Raw genomic sequence first — 23,634 nt, forward strand, 5'->3', positions numbered from 1 at the left:
CTCCCCGAGCTTCCCACCGCCCCGGATCTATCCAGCGTGGAGGCGATCACCGACTTCCTGCGCACCGTGGGTGGCGCGCTGCTGGGAGCCGCGGGAGCGCTGCGCCGGGCAAGCCCCGAGGATCCGCTCTCCTACCGCCTCAACCGCATGGGCCTGTGGCTGCACCTGACCCAGCCGCCCGCCGCGGATGGCAGTGGCCGCACCCAGATTCACCCACTGCCGGACCTGCTGCGCACCAAGCTGGAGACCCTGGAGCAGAACCAGCGCTGGGACGAGCTGCTGGACGAGTCCGAGTCGGCCCTGGCCCGCCACCGCTTCACGCTGACGCTCCACCGGTACAGCGCCACCGCCCTGGAGGGACTGGGTGCCGCGTACGCCGGGGCTCGCTCCGCGCTGGTACAGGAACTGGCCACCCAGCTGCGCCGGATGACCGGCGTGGAGATGCTCATCTCCACCCTGGGAACGCCGCTCACGGACGACGCCACCCAGGACTGGCTGCGCGACCACGTCCACCGCGCGAGCGCGCCCCCACCCGCCCCTTCCGCCGCCGTGGCCTCGGTGTCCACGGCCCTGGCGCTGGGGCCCCTGTCGCTGGGCCCGTCTGTCCATGCCGACAGCGCGGCGCTGGAAGCCGAAGCCCGCACGTTGCTGGAGGAAGGCCGCGTTCACGAAGCTGTCACCCGGTTGCAGGCCGCCGTCACCGCCGCCAGCACCGGCCGCGCCCGCTTCATCTCCCGGCTGGAGCTGGCGCGGTTGTGTGCCAATGCGGGCCAGTTGCCGCTCGCGCGCGCCGTCTATGACGCGCTGGACGAAGAGGTCTCCGCCCACGCGCTCGACACCTGGGAGCCAGCGCTCGCCGCCGCGTGTCTGGAGGGGTGGCTGCAAACCCGCACCGACGCCGAAAAGGAGTCTGGACCGGTGGCAGTGAAATTTCGAAACCGGTATCGTCGTCTAGCGTTGCTGGACTCTTCCGCCACGCTGCGCGTCGGCGCTTGAAAGACACCCGTCGTACCGCGGCGAAGCCCTCCCTCATGCGACGCCCGCGTCTTCTACGCAGTTCTCAAGGAGAAAGCCGCAGATGAGCAAAGAGAGTTCCGTCGCCCCTACCGAGCGCGTCAACATCGTCTACAAGCCCGCCACCGGCAATGCGCAGGAGCAGGTGGAGCTGCCGCTGAAGGTGCTGATGCTGGGGGACTTCACGGGTCAGGAAGACGCCCGTCCGCTGGAGCAGCGCGCGCCCATCAACGTGGACAAGGCCAACTTCAACGAGGTCATGGCCCAGCAGAACCTCAAGGTCACCCTGACCGCCGCCGACAAGCTTTCGGCGGACCCGAACGCCACGATGAACGTGTCGCTCCAGTTCAAGAACCTGAATGACTTCTCGCCCGAGAGCGTCGTCAATCAGGTGCCGGAGCTGAAGAAGCTGCTCGAGCTGCGCAGCGCGCTCAACGCCCTCAAGGGCCCCCTGGGCAACCTGCCGGCGTTCCGCAAGAAGCTCCAGGCCCTGCTCGCCGACGAGGACGGACGCAAGGCGCTCATCAAGGAACTGGGTCTGACCGAAGAGACCAAGTAGCCCTTTCCGGGGGAACCGAATCACCATGGCCAACGAGACCCAGACCCAGAAGTCCACGGGCGTCGCCAATGACGCCTCGCTGTCCCTGCTCGACGAAATCCTGTCCGAGGCCAAGCTGAAGCCGAAGGACGAGGGTTACGACGTCGCCAAGCGCGGCGTGCAGGCCTTCATCACCGAGATGCTGGCGCCCAACCGCTCCGAGGAGCGCGTGGACAAGGCGCTCGTCGACGCGATGATCGCCGAAATCGACAAGCGCCTGTCCGCCCAGGTCAACGAAATCCTCCACGCGAAGGAGTTCCAGAAGCTGGAGTCCTCGTGGCGCTCGCTGAAGTTCATGGTGGACCGCACCGACTTCCGCGAGAACACCCGCGTGGAGATGCTGAACGCCTCCAAGGAAGACCTGCAGAAGGACTTCGAGGACGCGCCCGAGGTCACCAAGAGCGGCCTGTACAAGCTCGTGTACTCCAACGAGTACGGCGTCTTCGGTGGCAAGCCCTACGGCATCATCTCCGCCAACTACGACTTCAACGTGGGCCCGCAGGACATGGAGCTGCTCCGCAAGTGCGCCTCCGTGGCCGCCATGGCGCACGCGCCCTTCATCGGCAATGCCGCGCCGGAAGTGTTTGGCGAGGAGAGCTTCCTCAAGCTGCCCGACCTGAAGGACCTCAAGTCGCTCTTCGAGGGTCCTCAGTACGCCCGGTGGCACTCGTTCCGTGAGAGCGAGGACGCGCGCTACGTGGGCCTGGCGCTGCCGCGCTTCCTGCTGCGCCTGCCCTACGGGGAGAAGACGGTGCCGGTGAAGGCCTTCAACTTCACCGAGGACGTCGTGGGCCACCACGAGCGCTACCTGTGGGGTCACGCCTCCGTGGCGCTCACCAGCCGCGTGGCGGACTCGTTCGCCAAGTTCCGCTGGAGCCCGAACATCATCGGTCCCCAGTCCGGCGGCGCGGTGGAGAACCTGCCGCTGCATCAGTACGAGGCCATGGGGGAGATCCAGACCAAGATTCCCACCGAGGTCATGCTCACCGAGCGGCGCGAGTTCGAGCTCTCCGAGGAGGGCTTCATCGGCCTGGTGTTCCGCAAGGACTCCGACAACGCGGCCTTCTTCAGCGCCAACTCCACGCAGAAGCCCCGGTTCTTCGGCAACACCCCGGAGGGCAAGGCGGCGGAGACCAACTACCGCCTGGGCACGCAGCTCCCCTACATGTTCATCATGACCCGCCTGGCGCACTACATCAAAGTGCTCCAGCGCGAGCAGATTGGAAGCTGGAAGGAGAAGTCGGACCTGGAGCGCGAGCTCAATCACTGGCTCAGCCAGTACATCTCCGACATGGACGACCCTGCTCCCGCCGTGCGCTCGCGCCGCCCCCTGCGCGCCGCGCGCGTGGTGGTGGAGGACGTGGACGGTCAGCCGGGCTGGTACCGCTGCAGCCTGCAGGTGCGCCCCCACTTCAAGTACATGGGTGCGTCGTTCACCTTGTCCCTCGTGGGCAAGCTGGACAAGGAGTAGAGCCCGTTTCACCCAGCGTCGGTCATTTCAGCTAGTTTAGGGGCTCCAACAAGCCCAGGCTCAGGGTGAGCCTGGGTCCACCAGCGCGCGGACGCGCGCAAAGCGACGAGGTTGAAGTCATGGCTGAATCAGTACACCTGTACCTGAAGGCGAACGGCAGCGACATCAAGGGCGACAGCACGCAGACCAGCCTGGGCCGCGCGGACTCCATCGAGTGCGTCGCGTACAGCCAGAAGGTCTTCACCGCTCGCGAGGCCGGCTCCGGTCTGGCGACGGGCCGCCGCCAGTACGAGGGCATCGAAATCACCAAGCGCATCGACAAGTCGTCGCCGCTGCTGATGAAGGCCCTCTGTGAGAACCAGGTCATCGACGCGACCTTCAAGTTCTTCCGTCCGAACCCGACGGGCGACGGCACCACCGAGCAGTTCTACACGGTGTCCATCAAGAAGGCCCGCATCAACGCCATCCAGCAGACGGTGCCGAACTCCTTCGTGCCGGCGAGCACCAACCTGCCCCCGATGGAGACCGTCCAGCTGGTGTTCCACACCATCAACTGGACCATCACCCAGGGCGGTGTCACGCACGAGGACACCTGGGACACCCAGCGTTGATGTCCGTCCCTCCACCGGCCGTCCGTGCAAGTGGGCTCCGCGGGCGGCCGGGGGTTGGGGTACTCCGTTGTTGAAGGAAATCCATGGGCTCCCGAGGCTTGTTGTCGCGCATCGCTGAAGGCAACGGCACGCTCGCCCCGCCTGGCGACGTCGTTGAATCCATCGCCGAGCACCTGCGCAACCTCCTCAACACGCGCAAGGGAGAGTCCGTGGCCTCACCGGGCTACGGCATCCTGGACCTGAACGACATCGTCCATTCCTACCCGTCGGCGATACCGCGGATGACGCAATCCATCCGGCAGGCCATCCAGGAGTACGAACCGCGCCTGAAGGGCGTGGTGGTGCACTACAACGCGGACCCGGTGGACCCGACGGCGCTGCGCTTCGACATCACCGCGCAGTTGGCCACGCGGGATCGACGAGGCATGGTGCGTTTCCATACCCAGGTTCACCCGGGCGGACGCGTGGACCTGTGGTGAGTCGGGTGAATCCAGGGGTGCGTGGCGGAGGGCGAGGATGTTCAGCAAGTATTACCTGAGCGAGCTGTCGTACCTGCGGGAGATGGGACGGGCCTTCGGGCTGGCCAACCCCTCCGTCGCGGGCCTGTTGGTGGAGCGCGGCGCGGACCCGGACGTGGAGCGGCTGCTGGAGGGCTTCGCGTTCCTCGCGGCCCGCATCCGCGAGCGCGTGGACGACGACGTGCCGGAGCTGGTGCACGGGCTCACCGAGCTGCTGCTGCCGCACTACCTGCGCCCGCTGCCGGCCTCCACCATCGTCGAGTTCACCCCGCACCTGCGCGCGCTGCGCGGCCGCTCGCGGCTGGCCGCCGGGGCGGAGGTGGCGTCCCAGCCGATTGACGGCACCAGCTGCGTCTTCCGCACCACCACGGACGTGGACCTGCTGCCGGTGCAGCTCACCGACGCGCTGCTGGACCGGTCGTCCATCACCGCGCCGGTGCTGCGCCTCTATTTCCAGACGACGGAGCAGGGCCGCGCGGAGGTGTTCCGCGAGCAAGGCCTGCGCCTGTTCATCCACGCCGACCTGTCCGCCGCGTCGGTGGTGCTGCTGTGGCTGCTCCGCTACTGCCGCCAGGTGCGCGTGCGCGGCGCGTCTGGCCAGGGCGACGGCATCAAGCTGCCGGCGAATGCCATCCAACCGGTGGGCTTCCACCGGGACTTCAAGCTGCTGCCCTGGCCGCGCGCCAGCGAGGGCTACCGGCACCTCCAGGAGTACCTGACGCTGCCGGAGAAGTTCCTGTTCTTCGAGGTGCGCGGGCTGGACGCCGCCGCCGGGCTGAAAGAGGACCGCTTCGAGATTGCCTTCCACCTGGAGCGGCCGCCGCCCCTGGATGCGCGCATCCACCGGGAGATGTTCCGGCTGCATTGCGCCCCCGTGGTGAACCTCTTCAGCGTGCCGGCGGACCCCATCCTCCACCGCACGCTGGACCGGGAGCACCTGCTACGCGCGTCCGACCTGCCCCCCAACCACGCGGAGGTGTACTCGGTGGATTCGGTGACGGGCCTGAAGGCCGGGCGCAACGAGCGGCGCGTCTATCGGCCCTTCTACGAGTTCACCCACACCGCGGGCGGGGACGCCGAGCAGTCCTTCTATCGGCTGCGCCGGGCGCCTTCGCCGCTGGACGAAGGAATCGACACGTACATCACCCTGGAGACGCCGCGGAACATCGCGCCGGAGGTCAACGCCGAGGAGGCGCTGTCCATGGACCTGACGTGCACCAACCGCTCGCTGCCCTCGCGGCTGCAGGTGGGTGACCTGACGGCGTCCACCTCCGCCAGCCCCACGCAGGCGAAGTTCAAGAACATCTCCCCGGTGAGCCGGCCCGCGCGCGCGCCGCTGGGCACCGAGCTGCACTGGCGACTCCTGTCGCACCTGGCCATCAACCAGCACTCGCTGGCGGACGCGGCCGCGCTGCGGCGGCTGATGGACCTGTACAACTTCCATTCGCTCACCGACAACCTGGCGGCGCGCGCCAGCCGCCTGCGCATCAACGCCATCCGCGCGGTGGAGACGAAGCCGGTGACGCGCTTCCTGGAGGGCGCGCCGCTGCGGGGGCACCGCACGCGCGTGGACCTGGACGAAGAGAACTTCATGGGCGTGGGCGATTCGTTCCTCTTCGGCTCCGTGCTGGAGGAACTGCTCGCCTCCCACGTCACCATCAACTCCTTCAACGAGCTGAGCATCCGGCTTCACCCCTCGCAGACGGAGTTCTCGTGGCTTCCGAGGAACGGCTCCCAGACGCTTTTGTAGAGACGGCCCAGAAGCTGGCCGAGCTGGCGCCCCGGGTGAGCTTCTTTCCCCTGGTGGCGTTCCTGGAGCGGCTGACGTCGCAGGCCACCCGCGTGGGCGGCGCGGGGCCCGTCAACGAGGAGATGATTCGCTTCCGGCACGACCCGTCCCTGGGGTTCCCCTCGGGCGACGTGTCATCCGTGACGCTGCACCACGTGCCGGTGCGGGCGGAGGACCCGTATTCGAAGCGACCGCTCTTCGAGGTGGTGACACGCTTCCTGGGCCTGACGGGCGCGGTGAGTCCCCTGCCCCATTACCTGGCCGAGGAGGTCGCGCAGGAGGACCCGGACCACCCGGTGCGGCGCGAGTTCCTGGACCTGTTCCACCACCGGCTGCTGTCGTTGCTGTACCGCATCGAGTCGAAGTACCGCGTCACCAGTGAGACGGACACGTCCTTCTCGGACCAGTGGTCCCGGCGCCTGCTGGCGCTGGGCGGGTTCGACACCTACGAGAAGCCCCTGGAGGGCACGCTGCCGACCTGGCGCCTGCTGCGGATCGCCCCGCTGCTGGCCAGCCGGGCGAGGACGTCCGAGCAGTTGGAGGTCGCGCTCGAGGACGTGCTGGGCGACGACCTGGAGGGCGCGCGGGTGTCGGTGCGCCAGTTCGTGGGCCGCTGGGTGGACATCGACGCCCGGGCCCGGCTGGGCCACTCCAACCACCAGTTGGGGCGCAACATGCTGTTGGGCGGCAAGGCCTTCGACCGGACGGGGAAGATTCAAATCCACATCCGGCCGCTGCCGCCGCGCGCCTACAAGCGGCTGATGCAGGAAGGGGACTTGCTGCCACTGGTAAGAGAGGTGGTGGCCCTCTTCGTGAGGGACCCCTTGGAGTACGATTTGGAGCTGGGGCTCACCGAAGGCGTGCAGCACCAGTTCCGGCTCTCCAGCCGGGAGCCGAGTCAGCTCGGGCGGGACACGTGGCTGGGCCTGAGTCAGCAGACGCAGATGAGTGTCCCCGTCGTGAAATGAGTCGTTAGAGCAGGCGGGCGCGGCGCGCGGGGATTTACGCCGCCAGGGCGCGCCCGATATACCGTCCATCACCGCTTTCCTTTTTGGGGGCTCCCATTCGCGTCGATCCGAAAGCGCTCGTCCGTCGCCTGACGCCCACCTCTACCCGTCTGCTCGAGGCCGCCGTGGCCCGGGCCAGCGCGGGACGGTTCTATGAAATCGTCCCGGAGCACATGCTGGTGCAGATGCTGGAGCCGGAGGACTCGGACGTCGCGCGCATCCTCCAGCAGTTCGGCGTGGACCGCCGCCACCTGCTGGCCAGCATGGAGCGCGCCCTCCAGGGCCTGCGCGCGGGCAGCTCCGGCAGGCCCGTCTTCTCCGAGACGCTGTTCCAGTGGTTCGAGGAGGCGTGGCTCCTGGCTTCCGTGGAGCAGGGCGCCACGCGGCTGCGCTCGGGCCTGCTGTTCGCCCAGTTCGTCAGCCGGCGCGCGCGCTACACCGCGGAGCTGTTCCCCGAGCTGGACGCCATCAGCCGCGACGAGCTGATGAGCTCGCTGGACGTGGTGCTGCGGCCCTCGCCCGAGAATGTCGAGGTCGCCTCCGCGGATGCCGCCGCCAGTGGCGCGGCGGGAGGCGCGGCCGGTGGCGCGGGAGGCCGTGGGGATGAAGCCCTCAAGCGCTTCGCCACGTCCTTCACGGGCCGGGTGCGCGAGGGGAAGATCGACCCCATCTTCGGCCGGCACCGCGAAATCCGGCAGATGGTGGACATCCTCTCCCGCCGCCGGAAGAACAACCCCATCCTGGTGGGCGAGCCCGGCGTGGGCAAGACGGCGCTGGTGGAGGGCCTGGCCTGGGCCATCGTCCGGGGCGAGGTGCCCGACGCGTTGAAGAACGTCGAGCTGCTGGGGCTGGACCTGGGCCTGCTCCAGGCGGGCGCGGGCGTGCGCGGCGAGTTCGAGAACCGCCTCAAGGCCGTCATCTCCGAGGTGAAGGCCTCCCCTACCCCCATCATCCTGTTCATCGACGAGGCGCACACCATCATCGGCGCGGGCGGCTCGCAGGGCGGCACGGACGCGTCCAACCTGCTCAAGCCGGCGCTGGCGCGCGGTGAGCTGCGCACGCTCGCGGCCACCACCTGGGCCGAGTACAAGAAGTACTTCGAGAAGGACGCCGCGCTGGAGCGGCGCTTCCAGCCGGTCAAGGTGGAGGAGCCCAGCGAGGAGGACGCGGAGCTGATGCTGCGCGGCCTGCGCCCCACGTACGAAGCGGCCCACGGCGTCATCATCCGCGACGAAGCCGTCACCGCCGCGGTGCGCCTGTCCAGCCGGTACATCTCCGGCAGGCAGCTCCCGGACAAGGCGGTGGACCTGCTGGACACGTCCGCGGCCCGCGTGAAGATTGAGCTGTCCACCCGGCCCGAGGAGCTGGTGCAGTTGGACCAGGAGATTTCGGCGCTGGAGCGCGAGCGCGACACGCGCAAGCGCGACCTCGCCGAGGGCACGGGCGGCCCGGACGAGCAGACGTCCCTGGAGGCCGCCGAGGCGAAGCTGAGCGCCACGGTGGATGCACGTGCCACGCTGCACGCGCGGTGGGAGACGGAGCGCACGGCCGTCGCGGCGCTGATGGAGGCCCGAAAGGCCCTGCGCGAGGCCGCTCCGGACACGGACTCCGCGCCCCTGAAGGCGGCCGTGGACGAAGCGGCGGCGAAGCTGGCGGCCACGCGCGGCGAGGTGCCGCTGGTACACGCGGACGTGGACGCGGACATCGTCGCGCGGGTGGTGGCGGGCTGGACGGGCGTGCCCGTGGGGAAGATGCGCAGCGACCTGCTGGAGTCGGTGCTCAACCTGGAGGACAAGCTCCGCGGCCGGGTGCGGGGCCAGGAGGCGGCGCTGAAGAAGGTGGCGGAGATCATCCGCATCTCCCAGGCCGGCATCCGCAACCCGGACACGCCCATTGGCGTGATGCTCTTCGTGGGCCCCAGCGGCGTGGGCAAGACGGAGACGGCGCTGGCGCTGGCGGACGCGCTCTACGGCGGCGAGCGCTTCATGACGACGCTCAACATGAGCGAGTTCCAGGAGAAGCACACGGTGAGCCGGCTCATCGGCTCGCCGCCGGGCTACGTGGGCTACGGCGAAGGCGGCCTGCTGACGGAGGCCGTGCGTCAGCGGCCCTACTCCGTCGTGCTGCTGGACGAGTGCGAGAAGGCCGACCTGGAGGTGATGAACCTCTTCTACCAGGTGTTCGACAAGGGCTCGCTGACGGACGGCGAGGGCCGCGCGGTGGACTTCAAGAACACCGTGCTCATCCTCACCAGCAACCTGGCCTCGGACCTGGTGATGCGGATGTTCGAGGACGGCGCGCAGCCCACCTCCGATGAGGTGCTGTCGGTGATTCGCCCCGCGCTCAGCCAGCACTTCAAGCCAGCACTGCTGGCTCGAATGACGGTCGTCCCCTTCGGCCCGGTGCAGCGCGACGTGATGCGCCAGATTGCCGAAATGAAGCTGGCCAAGCTGGTGAGCCGGCTGCGCACGGCGCACAACGTGGAGACGACGCTGGCGCCAGAGCTGCTGGACGAGCTTGCGCGCCGCTGCACGGAGTCGGAGATGGGGGCGCGCAACATGGAGCAGATTCTCCAGGGCTCGCTGATGCCGGCGCTGTCCCGCGAGCTGCTGCAGCACCTGGTGAGCGGCGCGGTGCCCCCGAAGCTGCATGTGGCCCTGACCGAGGCAGGCGACTGGGACCTCCGGTTCGCCGAGGCCTGAGAGAATCCATGAAACGAACGCTTCAGGCCTCCGCCGTCGCGCTGTCGCTGCTGGCCGGCTGCGCCACCGTCCCCAAGCCGTCGATGTGCTTCGCCGAGGCGGGCCCCAACGCGCGCTCGTTCCCCACGCCGGACACCTGGTTCGCGCTGCTGCTCCACGGCTACGACAAGGACACGGGCGCCAACCCGCGCCCCAGCGTGGACTGCGGCGGTGCCCCGGTGTGGTGGCAGGACCCGGCCGCGGACGAGTGCGTGGAGGCCGGTCCGGATTCGCAGGCCCTGCCTCCCGCGGAGAAGCTCTCCGAGGAGGACCTCGTCTTGGAGACGCTCCAGGCGGGCCAGCGGCTGGTCTGGGTGCAGACGCGGCGCTTCACCAACGGAGAGGCCCTGGGCCCGGTGGCCCTGGTAGAGAGCACCGAGCAGGGCTTCCGCGTGGAGGCCCTGGGCTCGCTGCGCGCCATGGCGAAGCACACCAAGCTGCGCCTGGAGAAGGTGAAGGGCACGCCAATCCTCGTCGCGGAGGGTGACGCGTGCACCTCCAGCGGCGAGGAGGTCTGCCGTCGGCACGCGCGCATCATGCCGCTGCGCACCAACCGCTTCTTCAGCGAGTCCGTCTCCAACGCGAGCCGCGCCTGCCTGGGCGCCGCGTGGTTCCCCTTGTCCCGGGAGATGACCTTCGAGTTGCCCAACGGGCTGCGCCGCAAGTTCGAGCTGACGTCCACCCTCACCTTCGCGGAGGAGGGCATCAGCGTTCAGGAGCAGGTGCAGGTGAGCGACTCCGACCCGGCCCAGCCGGACGTGGCCCCACGCCTCTACCGTCGCGCACAGGACACACGGACCCTGGAGCTGGCGAAGAACGCGTTGGTAGGCAACAAGGCGTCACTGTGGTCGCGCATGGTGGAGCAGCAGGTGCGCATTGGTGCCCGCGCGGTGCCAGAGGCCCCCATCTGGGCCATGCCCGCGAAGAAGGCCCCCACGGACGCCGCGGCTCCGGAGGCGGCCAGCAAGGCGCAGGCCCCCGCGGCGGCGGGCGCGGCAAGCTCACCCGCCAAGGCGGCGGCCAAGAAGCCCGCGGGCAGCGCCGCGACGTCCAGCGGCCCGTGATTCCAGGGCCTCACGGCCCCGCCACCGGCCCCCGTGAACCTTCGGTTTTCCGAAGCGCTCACGGGGGCTTTTCCTATTTGCGGCAAAAGCGTCACGACGACAGAGATAGAGGCGTGGGCCCATGGTGGGCCCCAGAAGGAGCGTCCTGGATGCGAGTCGAAATCCGAGCCCGGAACATCCCCCTCACAGAGACCCTTCGAACCTACGCCGAGCGTCGCGTGCGCTTCGCCCTGGACCGGCTGTCCTACAGGGTGAAGGAAGTCGTCGTGCGGCTGGAGGATGCCAACGGCCCCAAGGGCGGCGTGGACCAGGTGTGCCGCGTGGCACTCCGGCTGGACCACGGTCGAGAGCTGGCCATCGAATCCTCGGACACCAACCTGCTGGCGGCCATCGACCGGACGCTGGAGCGCGCCAGCAACGCCGTCACGCGGGCGGTGGGCCGCGCGCAGCGCCAGGACGGCGCCCGGCTGCGTGACGCAGCCTGGCAGCCCGACGAGGCCGCCGCGCTGACATGATGTGACGCAGGCACGGCCGCCCCTTTCCGGGCGGCCGTGGCCTGTCCCGAATCGAAAGGATGCACATGCAGGGCGGCACGGGGATGTTGGCGAGGCTGAAGTCCACCTGGGCCCGTGCCCGGGAGCGGCGATGGGTGCGCTGGGGCGTGGACCTGGCCGTGTTCGCCCTCCTCTTCTCGGCGGTGGCCGCGTGGCAGGCCCGGAACCTTCCCGGAGCGGGGACCCCCGCGCCCGCCTTCACCCTCCAGACGCTGACAGGTGACACCGTGCGGCTGGACGCGCTCCGCGGGAAGCCGGTGGTGCTGGCCTTCTGGGCCCCCTGGTGCGGCGTCTGCGGAATGGAGTCCTCCAACCTCTCGCAGCTGCGCAAGCTCGCGGGGGACTCCGCGCATGTCGTGTCCGTCGCCGTGGCCTACGAAGACGAGGAGGCCGTGCGGCGCTTCGCCCGGGAGCACGAGGTGGACTACCCGGTGCTCCTCGGGGACGACGCCATTCAATCCGCCTTTCGTGTGAACAGCTTCCCCACCGTGTTCTTCATCTCCTCGGAGGGGCGCGTGGAACGCGCGGCGGTGGGCTACACCACGCTGGCCGGACTGCTCTGGCGAATGGTGCTGTAAGCCCGCTCACGACGCGTGTCAGACGTCCTCGTCCGGCCCTACGTCCAGGTACACCCCGGGGCGCCAGGGCATCGCCGACGGTTGATGCCTGCCGTCGTGATACGTCGCATCCAGGTGCGCCTGCGTCCGCGAATCCAGCCGCGTGGACACGGGCAGCCCCATCGCCGCCTGGTACGCCGCGAGGGCCCCTCCTTCCTGGCCCGCGGTGTTCTCCTCCAGAAAGCCCAGGTTCTCCAACCGGTCCAAGGCCCCCTGCTCCACCTCCGTGGGCTGGAGGGCCCCCAACTCCAACGTCCACTCCCGCGCCCGGGTTCCCTGGCGAGGCTGCCAGACCAGGAGCCGCGCCGACGTGGCGGACTCGGGCACCAGCACGTCCAGCAGCCCATCCGAGCCCAGCGTCCCGCGCAGGGTTTCGCCGGCCACCTCGAGCCGGTAACGCAGGCCCGCATGGATTTCGAAGGCGGTGTCCCGGATGACGATGCGCACCCGCGCGCGGCGCGGCGCCGAGCAGGGCTGAACCGTCCGGCCCGCTTCGGAGCCGCTCATCCCCGTCCCCGTCGGGTCGCTCAATGGGTTCGTCTCCGGCATCAGGCCTCCTTGCCCGCGGAACCCCGCGCCGACGCGGCCCAGCCACGCAGTTGCCGCATACGCGCGGCGGCCAGTTGCCGGCATTTCAGAATCGCGGCGCCCGCGGCGTGGCGCGCCTCCAGGTCGAACTCGCGTCCGAATTCGAAGGTCAGGTCCACGAACTCGGTGATGTCCTGCTCGCTCTTGAGGCGGTAGCCACGCGCCCTGAGCACTGCGTCGGATATCCAGGCCTCACGCGCGGCCCCTCCTGCCATGACGCCCCAACGCAGGGTCACATGCGCGCTCAGCCTCTCGATGAGCGTGCGCTCCGAGGCCCGTTGGAGCGCAGCCATCTGCTCGGCACGGATGGTCAGCATGGACACGGGGCAAGCTAGCAGTCCGCTCTCGATTCGAGCAAGCTCGCGAGGTCCGCCAGGAGGATGCATCCCCATGTATGTGGCGTGCTTCGACGAGGAGCTGCATTGGGATTCCATGGACCCCTGCGAGGACTGCGGGACCATCATCTGCAGCCTCTGCAACGACGGCCTCCGCTGTGCGAACGGATGCGGGCCGGAGCCGGTAATCCAGGAGATGGATGAAGAGCCCCCGGAGCCCCGGAACCTCAAGCGCCCCCGCTCCTGGAGCGACAGCAGCAACCACGACCCCTTGCTGCCCTTGCAGCGCTTCCGTGTCATCGCCAAGCGGCGGCGCCGCGTCCTCCTCTTCGAGGAAGAGGAAACGATGAGCTACGACACGCTGCGGCCGGGCCCATCGGGCGTGCCCTTCTACGCCAAGATTGTCGACATCGAACGCCAGTGGCGAGGCTCCACGCTCGTCGCCCACCACCTCATCCTCGAGGCATTGCATGCCGCCTGGTTCGACGCGCTCGCCGAGGACCTGAGCGACCTCCCCGAGTATTCGCGCTGGCCCACATGGGCGGGACGCTGCAAGTTCGACATGGTCCTGGATACGCCCGTGTATGAAACGCTACTGGCCCATCTGGACGAACTCGAGGTGGAGTTGGAGGAAGGGCTCTGGCTCCAGTTGGGCGTGGGCCTGCACGGTGGGGAGAGCTACGTCAACGGCATCCCCGTCCGCATCTTCCTTCCCCCCCAGGCCCAGACCGAACTCGGGCTTGTAGACCTTTCGGGCCGGTACACGGACAAGCACGTCATCCTCTCCGTGGATGCCGTCGCCAGCGATTCACTCATGGGACAGAAGCTCGACCGGCTCTCACACAGGATTTTCTGACGCCCAGGAAAGGCATCCTCGTGGCTCGGCACGTCAAGAATCAGCATTCGTTGCACCAATTGGTGCAACAGTGGTTTCCCCAGGGAAACGCCGCGCAGAACCCCCGCTTCGCGGTCGTGGTCGACATCGGTCAAGGCAACTGCACGGCCCTGTTCGACATGGAGGGCCGCCTCCTGGCGTATTACGACCTGGGCGCCGGAGCGCTGGTGAATCAATTCACCTATCCCGACCCGGCCCCGGCCTTCTGCGTGGGGCCCTCGACGAAGGTCATCCTGTCCCACTGGGATGAAGACCATAACGCCTCGCTCGACACCATCTATGTCCAGCACCAGGCGAAGCTCTCGGGAACGCCACCCACGGCCAGCCTGGTGGTGCTGGCCCCCGCGCAGCGAAGCCCGGCTCCTCGAGGGAAGACCACGGGGCTCTTGAGCAAGCGCAGCGAGACCTCGAAGTCGCTGGAGACCTACCTCGAGGACAACGCCGAGCTCCACATCTGGCCTGACGAGGACCCCAACAACCTCCTGCCCCCGACCATTCCCCATGCGGCCCACCAGAACGTGCGGGTCATCAAGGTCAGCGGCAACAACATCAACAACCATGCCCTAGCGCTCCGCCTCAAGTGGCACGCGGCCAACCACTTCATCCTGCTGACAGGAGACGCGGAGTACCAGCCCGGCTCCTTCACGCACGGCTGCGACGCCACCTGCGTGGGCCTGGTGGCCAGCCATCATGGCGCCGAAATCGAAGACACCACCAGCATCCCACGTCCCCTCCCGGGCGCTCGCGTGCTCCTGGCCTACTCCTACGGCTGGGGCAACTCCTTCTCGCACCCGACGGACAGAGGCGTCGAAGCCTATGAGGGGCGGGGCTGGCATGACGACTTCCGGATGGACACCGGCGGTTCGGAGACGGCCGCCAAGTTCGCGGGGCCACGAGGCAACGTCGGGCTCACCTTCCCCGCGGACGTGGCCCTGCCCGGGCTCGCCCCCGCGGCCGCTCCCGACGAAATCGACGAAGCCGCCATCGCGCTGGTGGCCACGGCCGCCGCCGAGCTCGAGGTCTGGCATGGCAACGCGACGCCCCCCATGGGCGAACAGATCGCGGTGGCCGCCGCCTTCCAGGCCGCCAACGAGGCACTGATTCCCCACGTCGCGGCGGCGCTGGTGACCCCCGCCACCGTAGTGCCCCCCAACCCGCCGCTGACGACGGGAGGTCCGGTGAGCCTCGACGTCACGGCCGCCTCCGGGGCACGGGCCGTCGCCTCCCTGCTGGACACCTCGCTGCAGGGCGCCCAGGCGCACGCCGCGGCGGCGGCTGGTGGGAATCTGCAAGGACTCGCGCGCCTCCTCACGCAGGCGACGCTGCGCGCGTGCGCCCGGGTTGCCCAGGAGCTGACCCTCCGGGTCGAAGAGCGACGGCGCGCCCTCGAGGACCCTTCAACCGGCGCCCGGGTCCACGTGAGCACCCGCTCACGCGACCCGATGCAGCAGGCCGCGGCCTTCGCGCGCACGCGACTGACGCGCGACCTGGTGGAGGAGTCACTGCCGACAGATCTACTCCAGCAGGTGGTGGACGCCGCCACCCAGTGGGACGCCAACGCCCCTCCGACCGTGCCAGCGCTGCGTGAGGCGCTGGCGCTCGCCGCCTGCGAAGCCGCCTGGGCCTTCATCGGCGTGGAGCGCGGGCGCAGCGCCCCGCCTCCCGCCGCGGCCTTGCACGTGGCGCAGCAGCTCACCATTCGCGACGACCTCAAGGCCAGCATCGCGGCGGCCGTGGCGCTCGCGCCCGCCATTCCCATTGGCGTGTACTCGGTGGCGCCCTCGGCCCTGACCGAGAACGAGCTGGCGCAGATGCTTCCACGCGTGGCGGTGGTCGCCGCCCTCGTCGCCTGTTCGGCGGGAGGCGCCGCGGACGTGTCCGCCCAACTGGCGGTGGCCGCCGCGCGCGTCACGCTCCCCGCGGCGAGCGGAGCCCCGCAGATTGGCTGCCACCGCCATCCACGCACCTGCGGCAATGGCCCCACCGCGAACAGCCCGTGTTCGCTCTCCATCCATTACGCAACGAAGGCGTTCTCCTCCCGCATCCGCACCTACGCGGGAGATGGGACCGCGGGCCACACGGGCGAGGACGTCCCAGCCACCACGGGCCAGTTGACCCAGCCCGCGGGGATGGCGCTGGGCGTCCGGGGTGACGTGTTCATCGCGGACGCGGGTGCCCACCGCATCCGCCAGGTGAATGCCTCCGGACGGATGGCGACCTTCGCCGGTGATGGCACCGCGGGTGATGCCGGGGACGCGACGGGCGCGCGGCTCACCGCGGAGTTGAATGGTTGCCAGGGCATCGCCGTGGATGAAATCGGCGGCGCCGTCTACGTCGCGGACACCCTGAACCACCGGATCCGCAAGCTGGAGCTGCGCACCGGGCTGGTCTCCACCGTCGCGGGGACGGGGGCCGCGGGCCACGCGGGTGATGGAGGGACTGCGAGCAGTGCGCAGCTCCAGGCCCCCCTGGACGTGTTCTTCGCGCACGAAAGGCGGTGCCTCTATGTCGCCGACACGGGCAACCACTGCATCCGGATGGTGGACCTGCGCACCGGGCTCATCTCGACGGTGGCGGGAATCCCCGGCAATGGCGGGGCGAATGGCAACAACGGCCCCGCGCGCCAGGCCCGGCTTCAGGGGCCGAGCAGCGTCTTCGTCGACACCGCGCGCAGCATCTACATCACCGACCGTGGCAACCACTGCGTCCGGATTGTCGAGGGAGACACCATCCGGAACTTCGCCGGGACGCCAGGCACCGCGGGGCACGCGGGTGACGTCACCACAGGCACCGGCGCGGATGGCACCGCCACGTTGGCCCAGCTCAATCACCCCACCCACCTGACCGTCGGCCCGGACAACGTCGTCTACATCGCCGACACGGGCAACCACTGCATCCGCGCTGTGACCACGGAGACCCGCAGCCGGCGCGTGCCTGACCCCAAGAAGCCGAGCAAGACCATCAAGCTGGACGAGGAGGTGGACGTCATCCGGACGATTGCGGGTACCCCCGGGACCTCTGGCCATGGAGGGGACGGCGGCCCCGCGGCCGGCGCGGTGTTCGACGCGCCCACCTGCGTCGTCCATGACGACTCCTCCGACTCGCTCTACATCGCCGACAGTGGGAATCACGTGGTGCGCGTCATAGATCTCTCCAGCAATGACATCGACCACGTCGCCGGGACGCCCACCACCTCGGGCGACCAGGGCGACACAGGGCCTGCGGATGCAGCGGAACTGAACTCCCCCTCCCGGCTGACCGTCACGAAGGACGGCTCGCTGTACGTCAGCGACACGGACAACCATCGGATCCGCATGCTGGAGCTGGGTGGCAACATCCATGCTTTCGCCGGTTCCGGGACCGCGGGCTTCAGCGGAGACTCCACGGGGCAGGCCGCCAACGCCTGCCTCAATGGCCCCCGGGACGTCGCCTTCGACGACACGCGCAACGTCCTGTACATCGCGGACACGCTGAATCACCGCATCCGGCAGGTGGATGTCGCCACCGGTCTCATCACCACGCTCGCGGGGACGGGGATGGCCGGCTACAACGGCGAGGGGGAGCCCGCGACGAACCACCAGCTCGACACGCCCAGCGGGCTCGCCATCAATACAGATGCGGGAAAGCTCTACGTATCGGACACAGGAAACCACCGGGTCCGGGTGATTGACCTGGCCTCTGGCGCAATCGACACGGTGGCCGGAGATGGGACAAAGGCCTCCACCGGCGACGGAGCCGCATCAACAGCCGCGAGCCTGGATACGCCCGCGGGCATCGCGCTCGACTACCTGACCCTCAAGGACCTCTACGTGGCGGAGACCGGCTCCCACTGCGTCCGGGTGATTGACCTCGACAGCGGTGACATCAACACCCTCGTCAACACCGGCAAGGCCAGCGGCAACACCCTCAACACCGCCCCGGACCAGACCGAGCTCGACGCCCCCACCAGCCTGGCCCTTGACGAGGTGGGGACCCTGTACATCGCGGACACCGGGAATCACCGCGTACTCAAGGTGCTGCTGGGCCCGGCGCAGGCGAGCCTGGTCACGGGCACCGGCATCGCCAGCTCAACGGGGGATGGCGGCGCCCCCGCGGCCGCGACCCTCAACGGCCCCGCGGGGCTCGCCGTGGACACCGCCGGCCGGAACCTCTACGTGACCGAAGCCGCCGGCTTCCGGTGCCGCAAGGTCGTTCTCTAGCCGTCCCTGTGCCTGGCCACGCCGGGCGCCACGCGCGAGCCGTCAAGCCCCGCGCGGCGCCCAGCGACCGCGCATCAAGAACACGCGGCGAATCAGAGGCGGATGAGCTCCACGTCATCCATGTGGATGAAGTGGGCGGAGTTGCCTGACGTGGCGCGGGTGTGGAAGCCCAGCTCCAGGTAACCTCCCGTCACAGAGATGGGCGGCGTCTCCACCATCGTCCAGTCGCCATGGTCCCCCAGGTTGGTGAACACGGGCGCGCACTCGCCACACGTCTTGGCCTGGAGACGCGACAGGTCGAACCCGCCGTTCTTTCGCACCCACGCGCGGACCTTGTACGTGCCCGACGCGAGGCCCGACACCGGCTGGTACGTCCAGACCTCGAAGGGCGTGCCGTTCGTCCAGTGCGTCAGGTGATAGGCGCCGGTGCGGCCCCCGTTGTACGTCTCGCTGAAGTCCGCGGCCTCGGTGCCGTTGGGGCTCCAGGTGGCCCAGCCCGTCATGCCGTTCTCGAAGCTGGCGTTGGCGAGTGACGCGGGCGGCGGCGTACTCCCCGGCTGGTACCAGCGCACCCACTCCACCTCCATCGTCTTCGTCTGGCCCCAGGGCAGCGCGATGGCGTCCGGGTGCGGGTGGCCGTACCAGTTCCCGCCCAGGGCGAGGTTCAGGAGGATGTAGTGGTTCTGCTGGAAGGCCGCCTCGTCATGGGCGAACTCGTTGCCGCGAATCTCGCCGTCCAGGCGGAAGATCATCCGGTTGGCCGTCCACTCCACCTCGTACGTGTGGAAGCCGTCCGCGACGCTGTACCCGCGGTTGGCGCCCGTGCCCCAGCTCTGCTGCGCGCCATTGGCGAACCAGTGCGCGGCGGACTTCATCCACGACGCGTCGTTGGAGTGCCACTCGAGGATGTCGATTTCGCCGCTCCGGGGCCACCCGACGTTGGAGATGTTCGCGCCCAGCGTCCAGAACGCGGGCCACATGCCATAGCCGGACGGCACCTTGATGCTCGCCACCAGCTTGCCGTAGCGGCGCTCCACCTTGCCCTTCGAGTGGATGCGGCCCGAGTAGTACGAACGGGGCCCGTCACCCGCGCAGCGTGCGTCAAACGGCGCGTCCGCCGTCCGCTGCGCGGTGAGGATGAGCTTGCCGCCAGCGACGGTGACGTTCTGCGCGCGGGGGTACTCCAGCTCCCCCGTGCCGAAGTTGCAGTTGTTGGTGACCGGGTCGAAGTTGCTCGTCAGCACCGTCCAGTGGGCGGAGTTGAGGCTGTTGCCCGTGAAGTCGTCCTGCCACGCCAGGCTCCAGCCCGGCCCTGGGTCATAGGCCCGCTCGCCTTGCGCCTGCGACACCAGAGGAAGGGCTTCCGCGTCGGATGGCTCCAGGTCCGGGGAACAGCCGCCAACCAACGCCAGACTGCTCGCGGCCCACAACATCGAACGCAATGCGTGTCGTTTGTGCATGTCTCGCTCCAGGGGTTCCCCTGGGACATAGCCGCCCTCCCCCACCACACAAGCAGTTTTAACTGAAATATTAGATTTCAAAGACTTCGTACCTAAATGGAGTAGTCCCCCACGAAGACGGTGGCGGACCGGACGTCGGCGCGCACGGAGTCCCCCTCCGCCACGCCCAGCGCATCGAACTCCGAGCGCGGCACCTCCACGGTGACTTCGTCCCCGCTCGGTAGGCGGAGGAACACCTTCACGTAGCCTCCCACCGGTTTGAGCCGCTCGACGCGGCCGGTGGCGGTGGATGCGCTCGCCGCGCCCGCGACTGCCTTCGCCAGCTTGATGTCATGCGGACGGACAAAGGCATGCACCGGTTCGCCCTCGCGCGCGGCGGCGGGAGCCGTCACGGACAAAGCCCCCATGGCCGCCCTGCCCGCCTGGACGTGGCCACGCAGCACGCTGGCGCCTCCAATGAATGAGGCGACGAAGGGGGAGGCGGGCCGGTCGTAGATGTCCGCGGGAGAGCCCGCCTGGGCCACGCGGCCCTCGCTCAGCACCACCACGTGTTGGGAAATCTCCAGGGCCTCCTGCTGATCATGCGTCACCAGCAACGTCGTCAACCGCGTGCGCTCGTGCAGGGCATGGAGCCACTCCCGAAGCTCCTCGCGCACCCGCGTGTCCAGCGCGCCGAAGGGCTCGTCCAGCAGCAGCACGCGGGGGCGGATGGCCAGGGCGCGCGCGAAGGCCACGCGCTGCCGCTGCCCGCCGGAGAGTTGGCCGGGATAGCGGCCGCCCAGGTGCTCCAGTTGCACCATGCGGAGCATCTCCTCCACACGGGCCTCGCGCTCCGCCTTGGGAACGCGCCGGACCTCCAGGCCGAAGGCCACGTTCTGGCGGACGGTGAGGTGCTTGAAGAGCGCGTAGCTCTGGAAGACCACTCCCACGCCACGCTGCTGCACGGGCATCTGCGTGCTGTCCACGCCATCGATGAGGACACGGCCCTCATCGGGAATCTCCAGCCCGGCGATGAGCCGCAGCAGCGTGGACTTGCCCGCGCCGGACGGCCCCAGCAACGAGGTGATGGCCCCCCCAGGGGCATGGAAGGACACCCTGGACACGGCGGGACTGCCACCCCGGTTGAACCGGCGGGCGAGCTGTTCGACGACGATGCTCATGACGGCTGACTCCTCCACTCCACGAACTTCTTCACCACCAACGTCACGAGCGCGAGCAGCGTCAGCAGCGACGCCACGGCGAACGCGCCGGCCAGGTCGTACTCGTTGTAGAGAATCTCCGCGTGCAGCGGCAGCGTCGTCGTCACTCCGCGCACGTGGCCGGACACCACGGACACGGCGCCGAACTCGCCCATTGCTCGCGCGTTGCAGAGGATGACGCCGTACAGCACGCCCCACTTCACCTTCGGCAGCGTGACGGTCAGGAAGGTGCGCCAGCCGCTCGCGCCCAGCGTCAGCGCCGCCTCTTCTTCGTCGCTGCCCTGGGCCTCCATCACGGGCAGCACCTCGCGTGCGACGAAGGGAAAGGTGACGAACACCGTGGCCAGGACGATGCCGGGCACGGCGAAGATGACGCGGACGTCATGGTCCAGGAGCCACGGCCCCAGCCAGCCCTGCCGGCCGAAGAGCAGCACGAAGATGAGCCCCGCGATGACGGGTGACACGCTGAAGGGCAGGTCGATGAGCGTCATCAACAACGAGCGTCCCCGGAATTGGAACCGCGCGATGAGCCACGACGCGGCCAGGCCGAAGACGAGGTTGAAGGGCACGGCGATGACCGCGGCCAGCAGCGTCAGCCGCATGGCCGCCAGCGCCGTCGGGTGCGTCAGGGCAGCGACGTAGGCCTCCCAGCCCTTCTGGAAGGCGAAGGTGAAGACGGCCACCAGCGGGACGATGAGGAAGACGCCCAGCAGCAGCACCGCCGCGCCGATGAGCCCCCAACGGACGAACGCGGGGCCGCTCAGACTGCGCGCGCTTCGGCGCAAGACAAGGGTGGATGGATGCATGGCGCTCACGCTCCCGGCCGGGCTTCCAGCCGACGCTGACTCCAGCGATGGAGCAGGTTGACGGCCAGCAGCAGTGAGAACGACGCCCCCAGCATGACGATGGCGATGGCCGTCGCCCCCGCGTAGTCGAACTGCTCCAGCCGGGTGATGATGAGCAGCGGGACAATCTCCGTGCGCAGCGGCATGTTGCCGGAGATGAAGACGACAGAGCCGTACTCACCCAGCGCGCGGGCGAAGGCCAGCGTGAAGCCGCTGAGCAGCGCGGGGAAGAGCGCGGGAAGGAGGACGCGCCGGAAGGTCTGCCACGGAGAGGCGCCCAGCGTGGCCGCGGCCTCCTCCACGTCCACGTCGATGTCCTCCAGCACGGGTTGCACGGTGCGCACCACGAAGGGCAACCCGATGAACGTCAGCGCGATGGCCACGCCCACGGACGTGTAGGCCACCTTGAGTCCCAGCGCGTCAAGGTACTGGCCGTACCACCCCTTCGCGGAGAACAATGTCGTGAGCGTGAGCCCGGCCACGGCGGTGGGCAGCGCGAAGGGCAGGTCCACCAGGGACTCCAGCACGTCGCGACCGGGGAAGCGGTAGCGCACCAGCACCCAGGCCACCAGCAGGCCGAAGACGACGTTGGCGAGCGCGGCGGCCAGCGAGGCCCCGAAGCTGAGCCGGTACGCGGCGAGCGCGCGCGGCGTCGTCACGGTGCCCCAGAACTCCTCCCAGCTCAGGGAGAAGGTCCGCAGGAAGAGGCTGGAGAGCGGAATGAGGACGATGAGGCCCAGGTAGAACCAGCTGAAGCCCAGCGACAGACGGAACCCCGGGAGCACCCGGTGGCGAGCAGGACGGGACATGGCGGGTGTCCTCAGTCCGCGCGGGGCGCGTAGATGCGGTCAAAGAGGCCGCCGTCGGCGAAGTGCGTGGCCTGCGCCCGCCGCCAGTCGCCCGCGACCTCCGCCAGCGTGAAGCGCATCAGACCGGGGAAGTCAGACGCATGCTTCGCGGCCACGACCTCCGAGCGCGGCCGGAAGTGGTGCCGCGCCGCGATCTCCTGCCCCTCCTCCGAATAGAGGTACGCCAGGTACGCCTCCGCCACGGCCCGGGTGCCCTTGCGGTCCACGTTGAGGTCCACCACGGCGACGGGCGGCTCGGCGAGGATGCTCACCGAGGGAACGACGACCTCGAACCGCGCCTGCCCCACCTCACGCGTGAGGAGGAAGGCCTCGCTCTCCCACGCGAGGAGCACGTCGCCCAGGCCGCGCTCGGCGAAGGTGGTGGTGGCGCCCCTCGCGCCCGAGTCGAGCACCGGCACGTTGCGGAACAGCTTCTCCACATACGCCTGGGCCCGGGCCTCGCTGCCGCCTTCGCCTCTCAGCGCCTGCCCCCACGCGGCCAGGTAGTTCCACCGCGCGCCGCCCGACGTCTTCGGGTTCGGGGTGATGACAGTGACGTCCTTGCGCACCAGGTCGTCCCATTCACGGATGGCCTTGGGATTGCCCTCGCGCACCACGAAGACGATGGTGGACGTATACGGCGCGCTGTTGTGGGGCAGCCGTGCCTGCCAGTCCTCCGGAAGGAGCTGCGCCTTCTCGTGCAGCATGTCCACGTCGTACGCCAGCGCCAACGTCACCACGTCCGCCCGCAGTCCTTCGATGACGGACCGGGCCTGCTTGCCGGAGCCCCCGTGGGACTGCTGGATGGACACCTGCTGGCCACGCGTGGCCGCCCAGTGCTTCGCGAAGGCCGCGTTGAGCTCCTCGTAGAGCTCCCGCGTGGGGTCATAGGAGACGTTGAGCAACGTCACCGTCCCGTCGGGTGACGCATCACCGGAGGCGCGCGAACAGCCCGCCACGGCCAGCAGCAGGGCCAACGGCATCCAGTTCCTGACGCGCAACAGCGCGAGACGTTCCATGCGGGACCTCGGGGTGAAGCAAGGGGCCACGCGAGAAAGTCAAAAGCCCACTCCCTCGCGGGCAGTGGGCTTTCCGGAAACAGCTCAGCCAGGGCGCTCAGGCCACTGGCGGACGGACGCCCACCGCGGATGCCGGACAGCAGCAACACGTCTGGTGGGTCGAGCGCGTCATCAGTCCCCACACGATGCCCCGGCACCCGCGGCGCTGTCAACGCGACCACCCGAGTCCTCCAGGAACGCCCCTCTCCTATTCCACCCCGCC

20 protein-coding genes are annotated in these 23,634 nt (G+C 69.0%); 13 read left to right on the plus strand and 7 right to left on the minus strand.

Translation table 11 applies throughout. The annotated features are described in order from the left end of the window. The 11 genes from tssA to HNV26_RS08775 form a co-directional block, all read left to right on the plus strand. The coding region (gene tssA, locus HNV26_RS08725; protein ID WP_171452785.1) for a type VI secretion system protein TssA at positions 1-996 on the plus strand (996 nt) is incomplete at its 5' end. 82 nt (positions 997-1,078) lie between these two features. After that, a complete protein-coding gene (tssB, locus tag HNV26_RS08730) occupies positions 1,079-1,573 on the plus strand; it encodes a type VI secretion system contractile sheath small subunit (RefSeq protein ID WP_011554793.1) in 495 nt (164 codons plus the stop codon). A gap of 25 nt (positions 1,574-1,598) precedes the next feature. Beyond that, entirely contained in the window at positions 1,599-3,083 is a 1,485-nt protein-coding gene (tssC, locus tag HNV26_RS08735) for a type VI secretion system contractile sheath large subunit (RefSeq protein WP_171441239.1), read from the plus strand. 119 nt (positions 3,084-3,202) lie between these two features. Next, on the plus strand, positions 3,203-3,694 hold the full coding sequence (gene tssD / locus HNV26_RS08740) for a type VI secretion system tube protein TssD (RefSeq protein WP_140864511.1): 492 nt from the start codon (positions 3,203-3,205) through the stop codon (positions 3,692-3,694). 83 nt (positions 3,695-3,777) lie between these two features. Then, complete coding sequence (tssE, locus tag HNV26_RS08745; protein WP_171441240.1) at positions 3,778-4,173, plus strand: type VI secretion system baseplate subunit TssE; 396 nt, start codon at positions 3,778-3,780, stop codon at positions 4,171-4,173. Positions 4,174-4,210: 37 nt separating this feature from the next. Then, positions 4,211-5,962 (plus strand): type VI secretion system baseplate subunit TssF, encoded by a 1,752-nt coding sequence (gene tssF / locus HNV26_RS08750; protein WP_171441241.1) that lies wholly within the window; start codon positions 4,211-4,213, stop codon positions 5,960-5,962. Beyond that, positions 5,926-6,969, plus strand: coding sequence for a type VI secretion system baseplate subunit TssG (gene tssG, locus HNV26_RS08755; RefSeq protein WP_171441242.1), 1,044 nt, complete (start codon positions 5,926-5,928; stop codon positions 6,967-6,969). The genes tssF and tssG overlap by 37 nt, the downstream gene beginning before the upstream one ends. Positions 6,970-7,052: 83 nt before the next feature. Then, positions 7,053-9,710, plus strand: coding sequence for a type VI secretion system ATPase TssH (gene tssH / locus HNV26_RS08760; RefSeq protein WP_171441243.1), 2,658 nt, complete (start codon positions 7,053-7,055; stop codon positions 9,708-9,710). 8 nt (positions 9,711-9,718) lie between these two features. After that, positions 9,719-10,813, plus strand: coding sequence for a hypothetical protein (locus HNV26_RS08765; RefSeq protein WP_171441244.1), 1,095 nt, complete (start codon positions 9,719-9,721; stop codon positions 10,811-10,813). A 149-nt stretch (positions 10,814-10,962) separates the two neighbouring features. Beyond that, entirely contained in the window at positions 10,963-11,328 is a 366-nt protein-coding gene (locus HNV26_RS08770) for an HPF/RaiA family ribosome-associated protein (protein WP_171441245.1), read from the plus strand. A gap of 59 nt (positions 11,329-11,387) precedes the next feature. Continuing rightward, the gene (locus HNV26_RS08775; RefSeq protein ID WP_140864521.1) at positions 11,388-11,945 is read left to right on the plus strand and encodes a peroxiredoxin family protein; all 558 of its coding nucleotides are present in this window, start codon (positions 11,388-11,390) and stop codon (positions 11,943-11,945) included. Positions 11,946-11,963: 18 nt separating this feature from the next. Here HNV26_RS08775 and HNV26_RS08780 read toward each other — a convergent pair whose 3' ends face one another. Both HNV26_RS08780 and HNV26_RS08785 read right to left on the minus strand, forming a co-directional pair. Beyond that, positions 11,964-12,533, minus strand: coding sequence for a hypothetical protein (locus tag HNV26_RS08780; protein ID WP_171441246.1), 570 nt, complete (start codon positions 12,531-12,533; stop codon positions 11,964-11,966). Continuing rightward, on the minus strand, positions 12,533-12,889 hold the full coding sequence (locus tag HNV26_RS08785) for a hypothetical protein (RefSeq protein WP_171441247.1): 357 nt from the start codon (positions 12,887-12,889) through the stop codon (positions 12,533-12,535). The genes HNV26_RS08780 and HNV26_RS08785 overlap by 1 nt, the downstream gene beginning before the upstream one ends. A 73-nt stretch (positions 12,890-12,962) precedes the next feature. Between HNV26_RS08785 and HNV26_RS08790 the strand changes: the two genes are divergently transcribed. Further along, the gene (locus tag HNV26_RS08790; protein ID WP_171441248.1) at positions 12,963-13,763 is read left to right on the plus strand and encodes a hypothetical protein; all 801 of its coding nucleotides are present in this window, start codon (positions 12,963-12,965) and stop codon (positions 13,761-13,763) included. Positions 13,764-13,783: 20 nt separating this feature from the next. Next, positions 13,784-18,001 (plus strand): hypothetical protein, encoded by a 4,218-nt coding sequence (locus tag HNV26_RS39230; RefSeq protein WP_171441249.1) that lies wholly within the window; start codon positions 13,784-13,786, stop codon positions 17,999-18,001. 92 nt (positions 18,002-18,093) lie between these two features. On the opposite strand, the gene HNV26_RS08800 is transcribed toward HNV26_RS39230, so the two are convergent. From HNV26_RS08800 to HNV26_RS08820, 5 genes are all read right to left on the minus strand, one after another. Then, a complete protein-coding gene (locus HNV26_RS08800; RefSeq protein WP_171441250.1) occupies positions 18,094-19,461 on the minus strand; it encodes a glycoside hydrolase family 16 protein in 1,368 nt (455 codons plus the stop codon). 92 nt (positions 19,462-19,553) lie between these two features. Continuing rightward, positions 19,554-20,621: a sulfate/molybdate ABC transporter ATP-binding protein gene (locus tag HNV26_RS08805; RefSeq protein ID WP_171441251.1), complete on the minus strand. Its 1,068-nt coding sequence runs from the start codon at positions 20,619-20,621 to the stop codon at positions 19,554-19,556. Continuing rightward, the gene (gene cysW / locus HNV26_RS08810; RefSeq protein ID WP_171441252.1) at positions 20,618-21,466 is read right to left on the minus strand and encodes a sulfate ABC transporter permease subunit CysW; all 849 of its coding nucleotides are present in this window, start codon (positions 21,464-21,466) and stop codon (positions 20,618-20,620) included. The genes HNV26_RS08805 and cysW overlap by 4 nt, the downstream gene beginning before the upstream one ends. A gap of 5 nt (positions 21,467-21,471) precedes the next feature. Next, the gene (gene cysT, locus HNV26_RS08815; RefSeq protein ID WP_171441253.1) at positions 21,472-22,314 is read right to left on the minus strand and encodes a sulfate ABC transporter permease subunit CysT; all 843 of its coding nucleotides are present in this window, start codon (positions 22,312-22,314) and stop codon (positions 21,472-21,474) included. A gap of 11 nt (positions 22,315-22,325) precedes the next feature. Beyond that, entirely contained in the window at positions 22,326-23,336 is a 1,011-nt protein-coding gene (locus HNV26_RS08820) for a sulfate ABC transporter substrate-binding protein (RefSeq protein WP_171441277.1), read from the minus strand. Positions 23,337-23,634: the final 298 nt, after the last annotated feature.

The organism is Myxococcus xanthus (assembly GCF_013116825.1).
Taxonomy (GTDB): domain Bacteria; phylum Myxococcota; class Myxococcia; order Myxococcales; family Myxococcaceae; genus Myxococcus; species Myxococcus xanthus_B.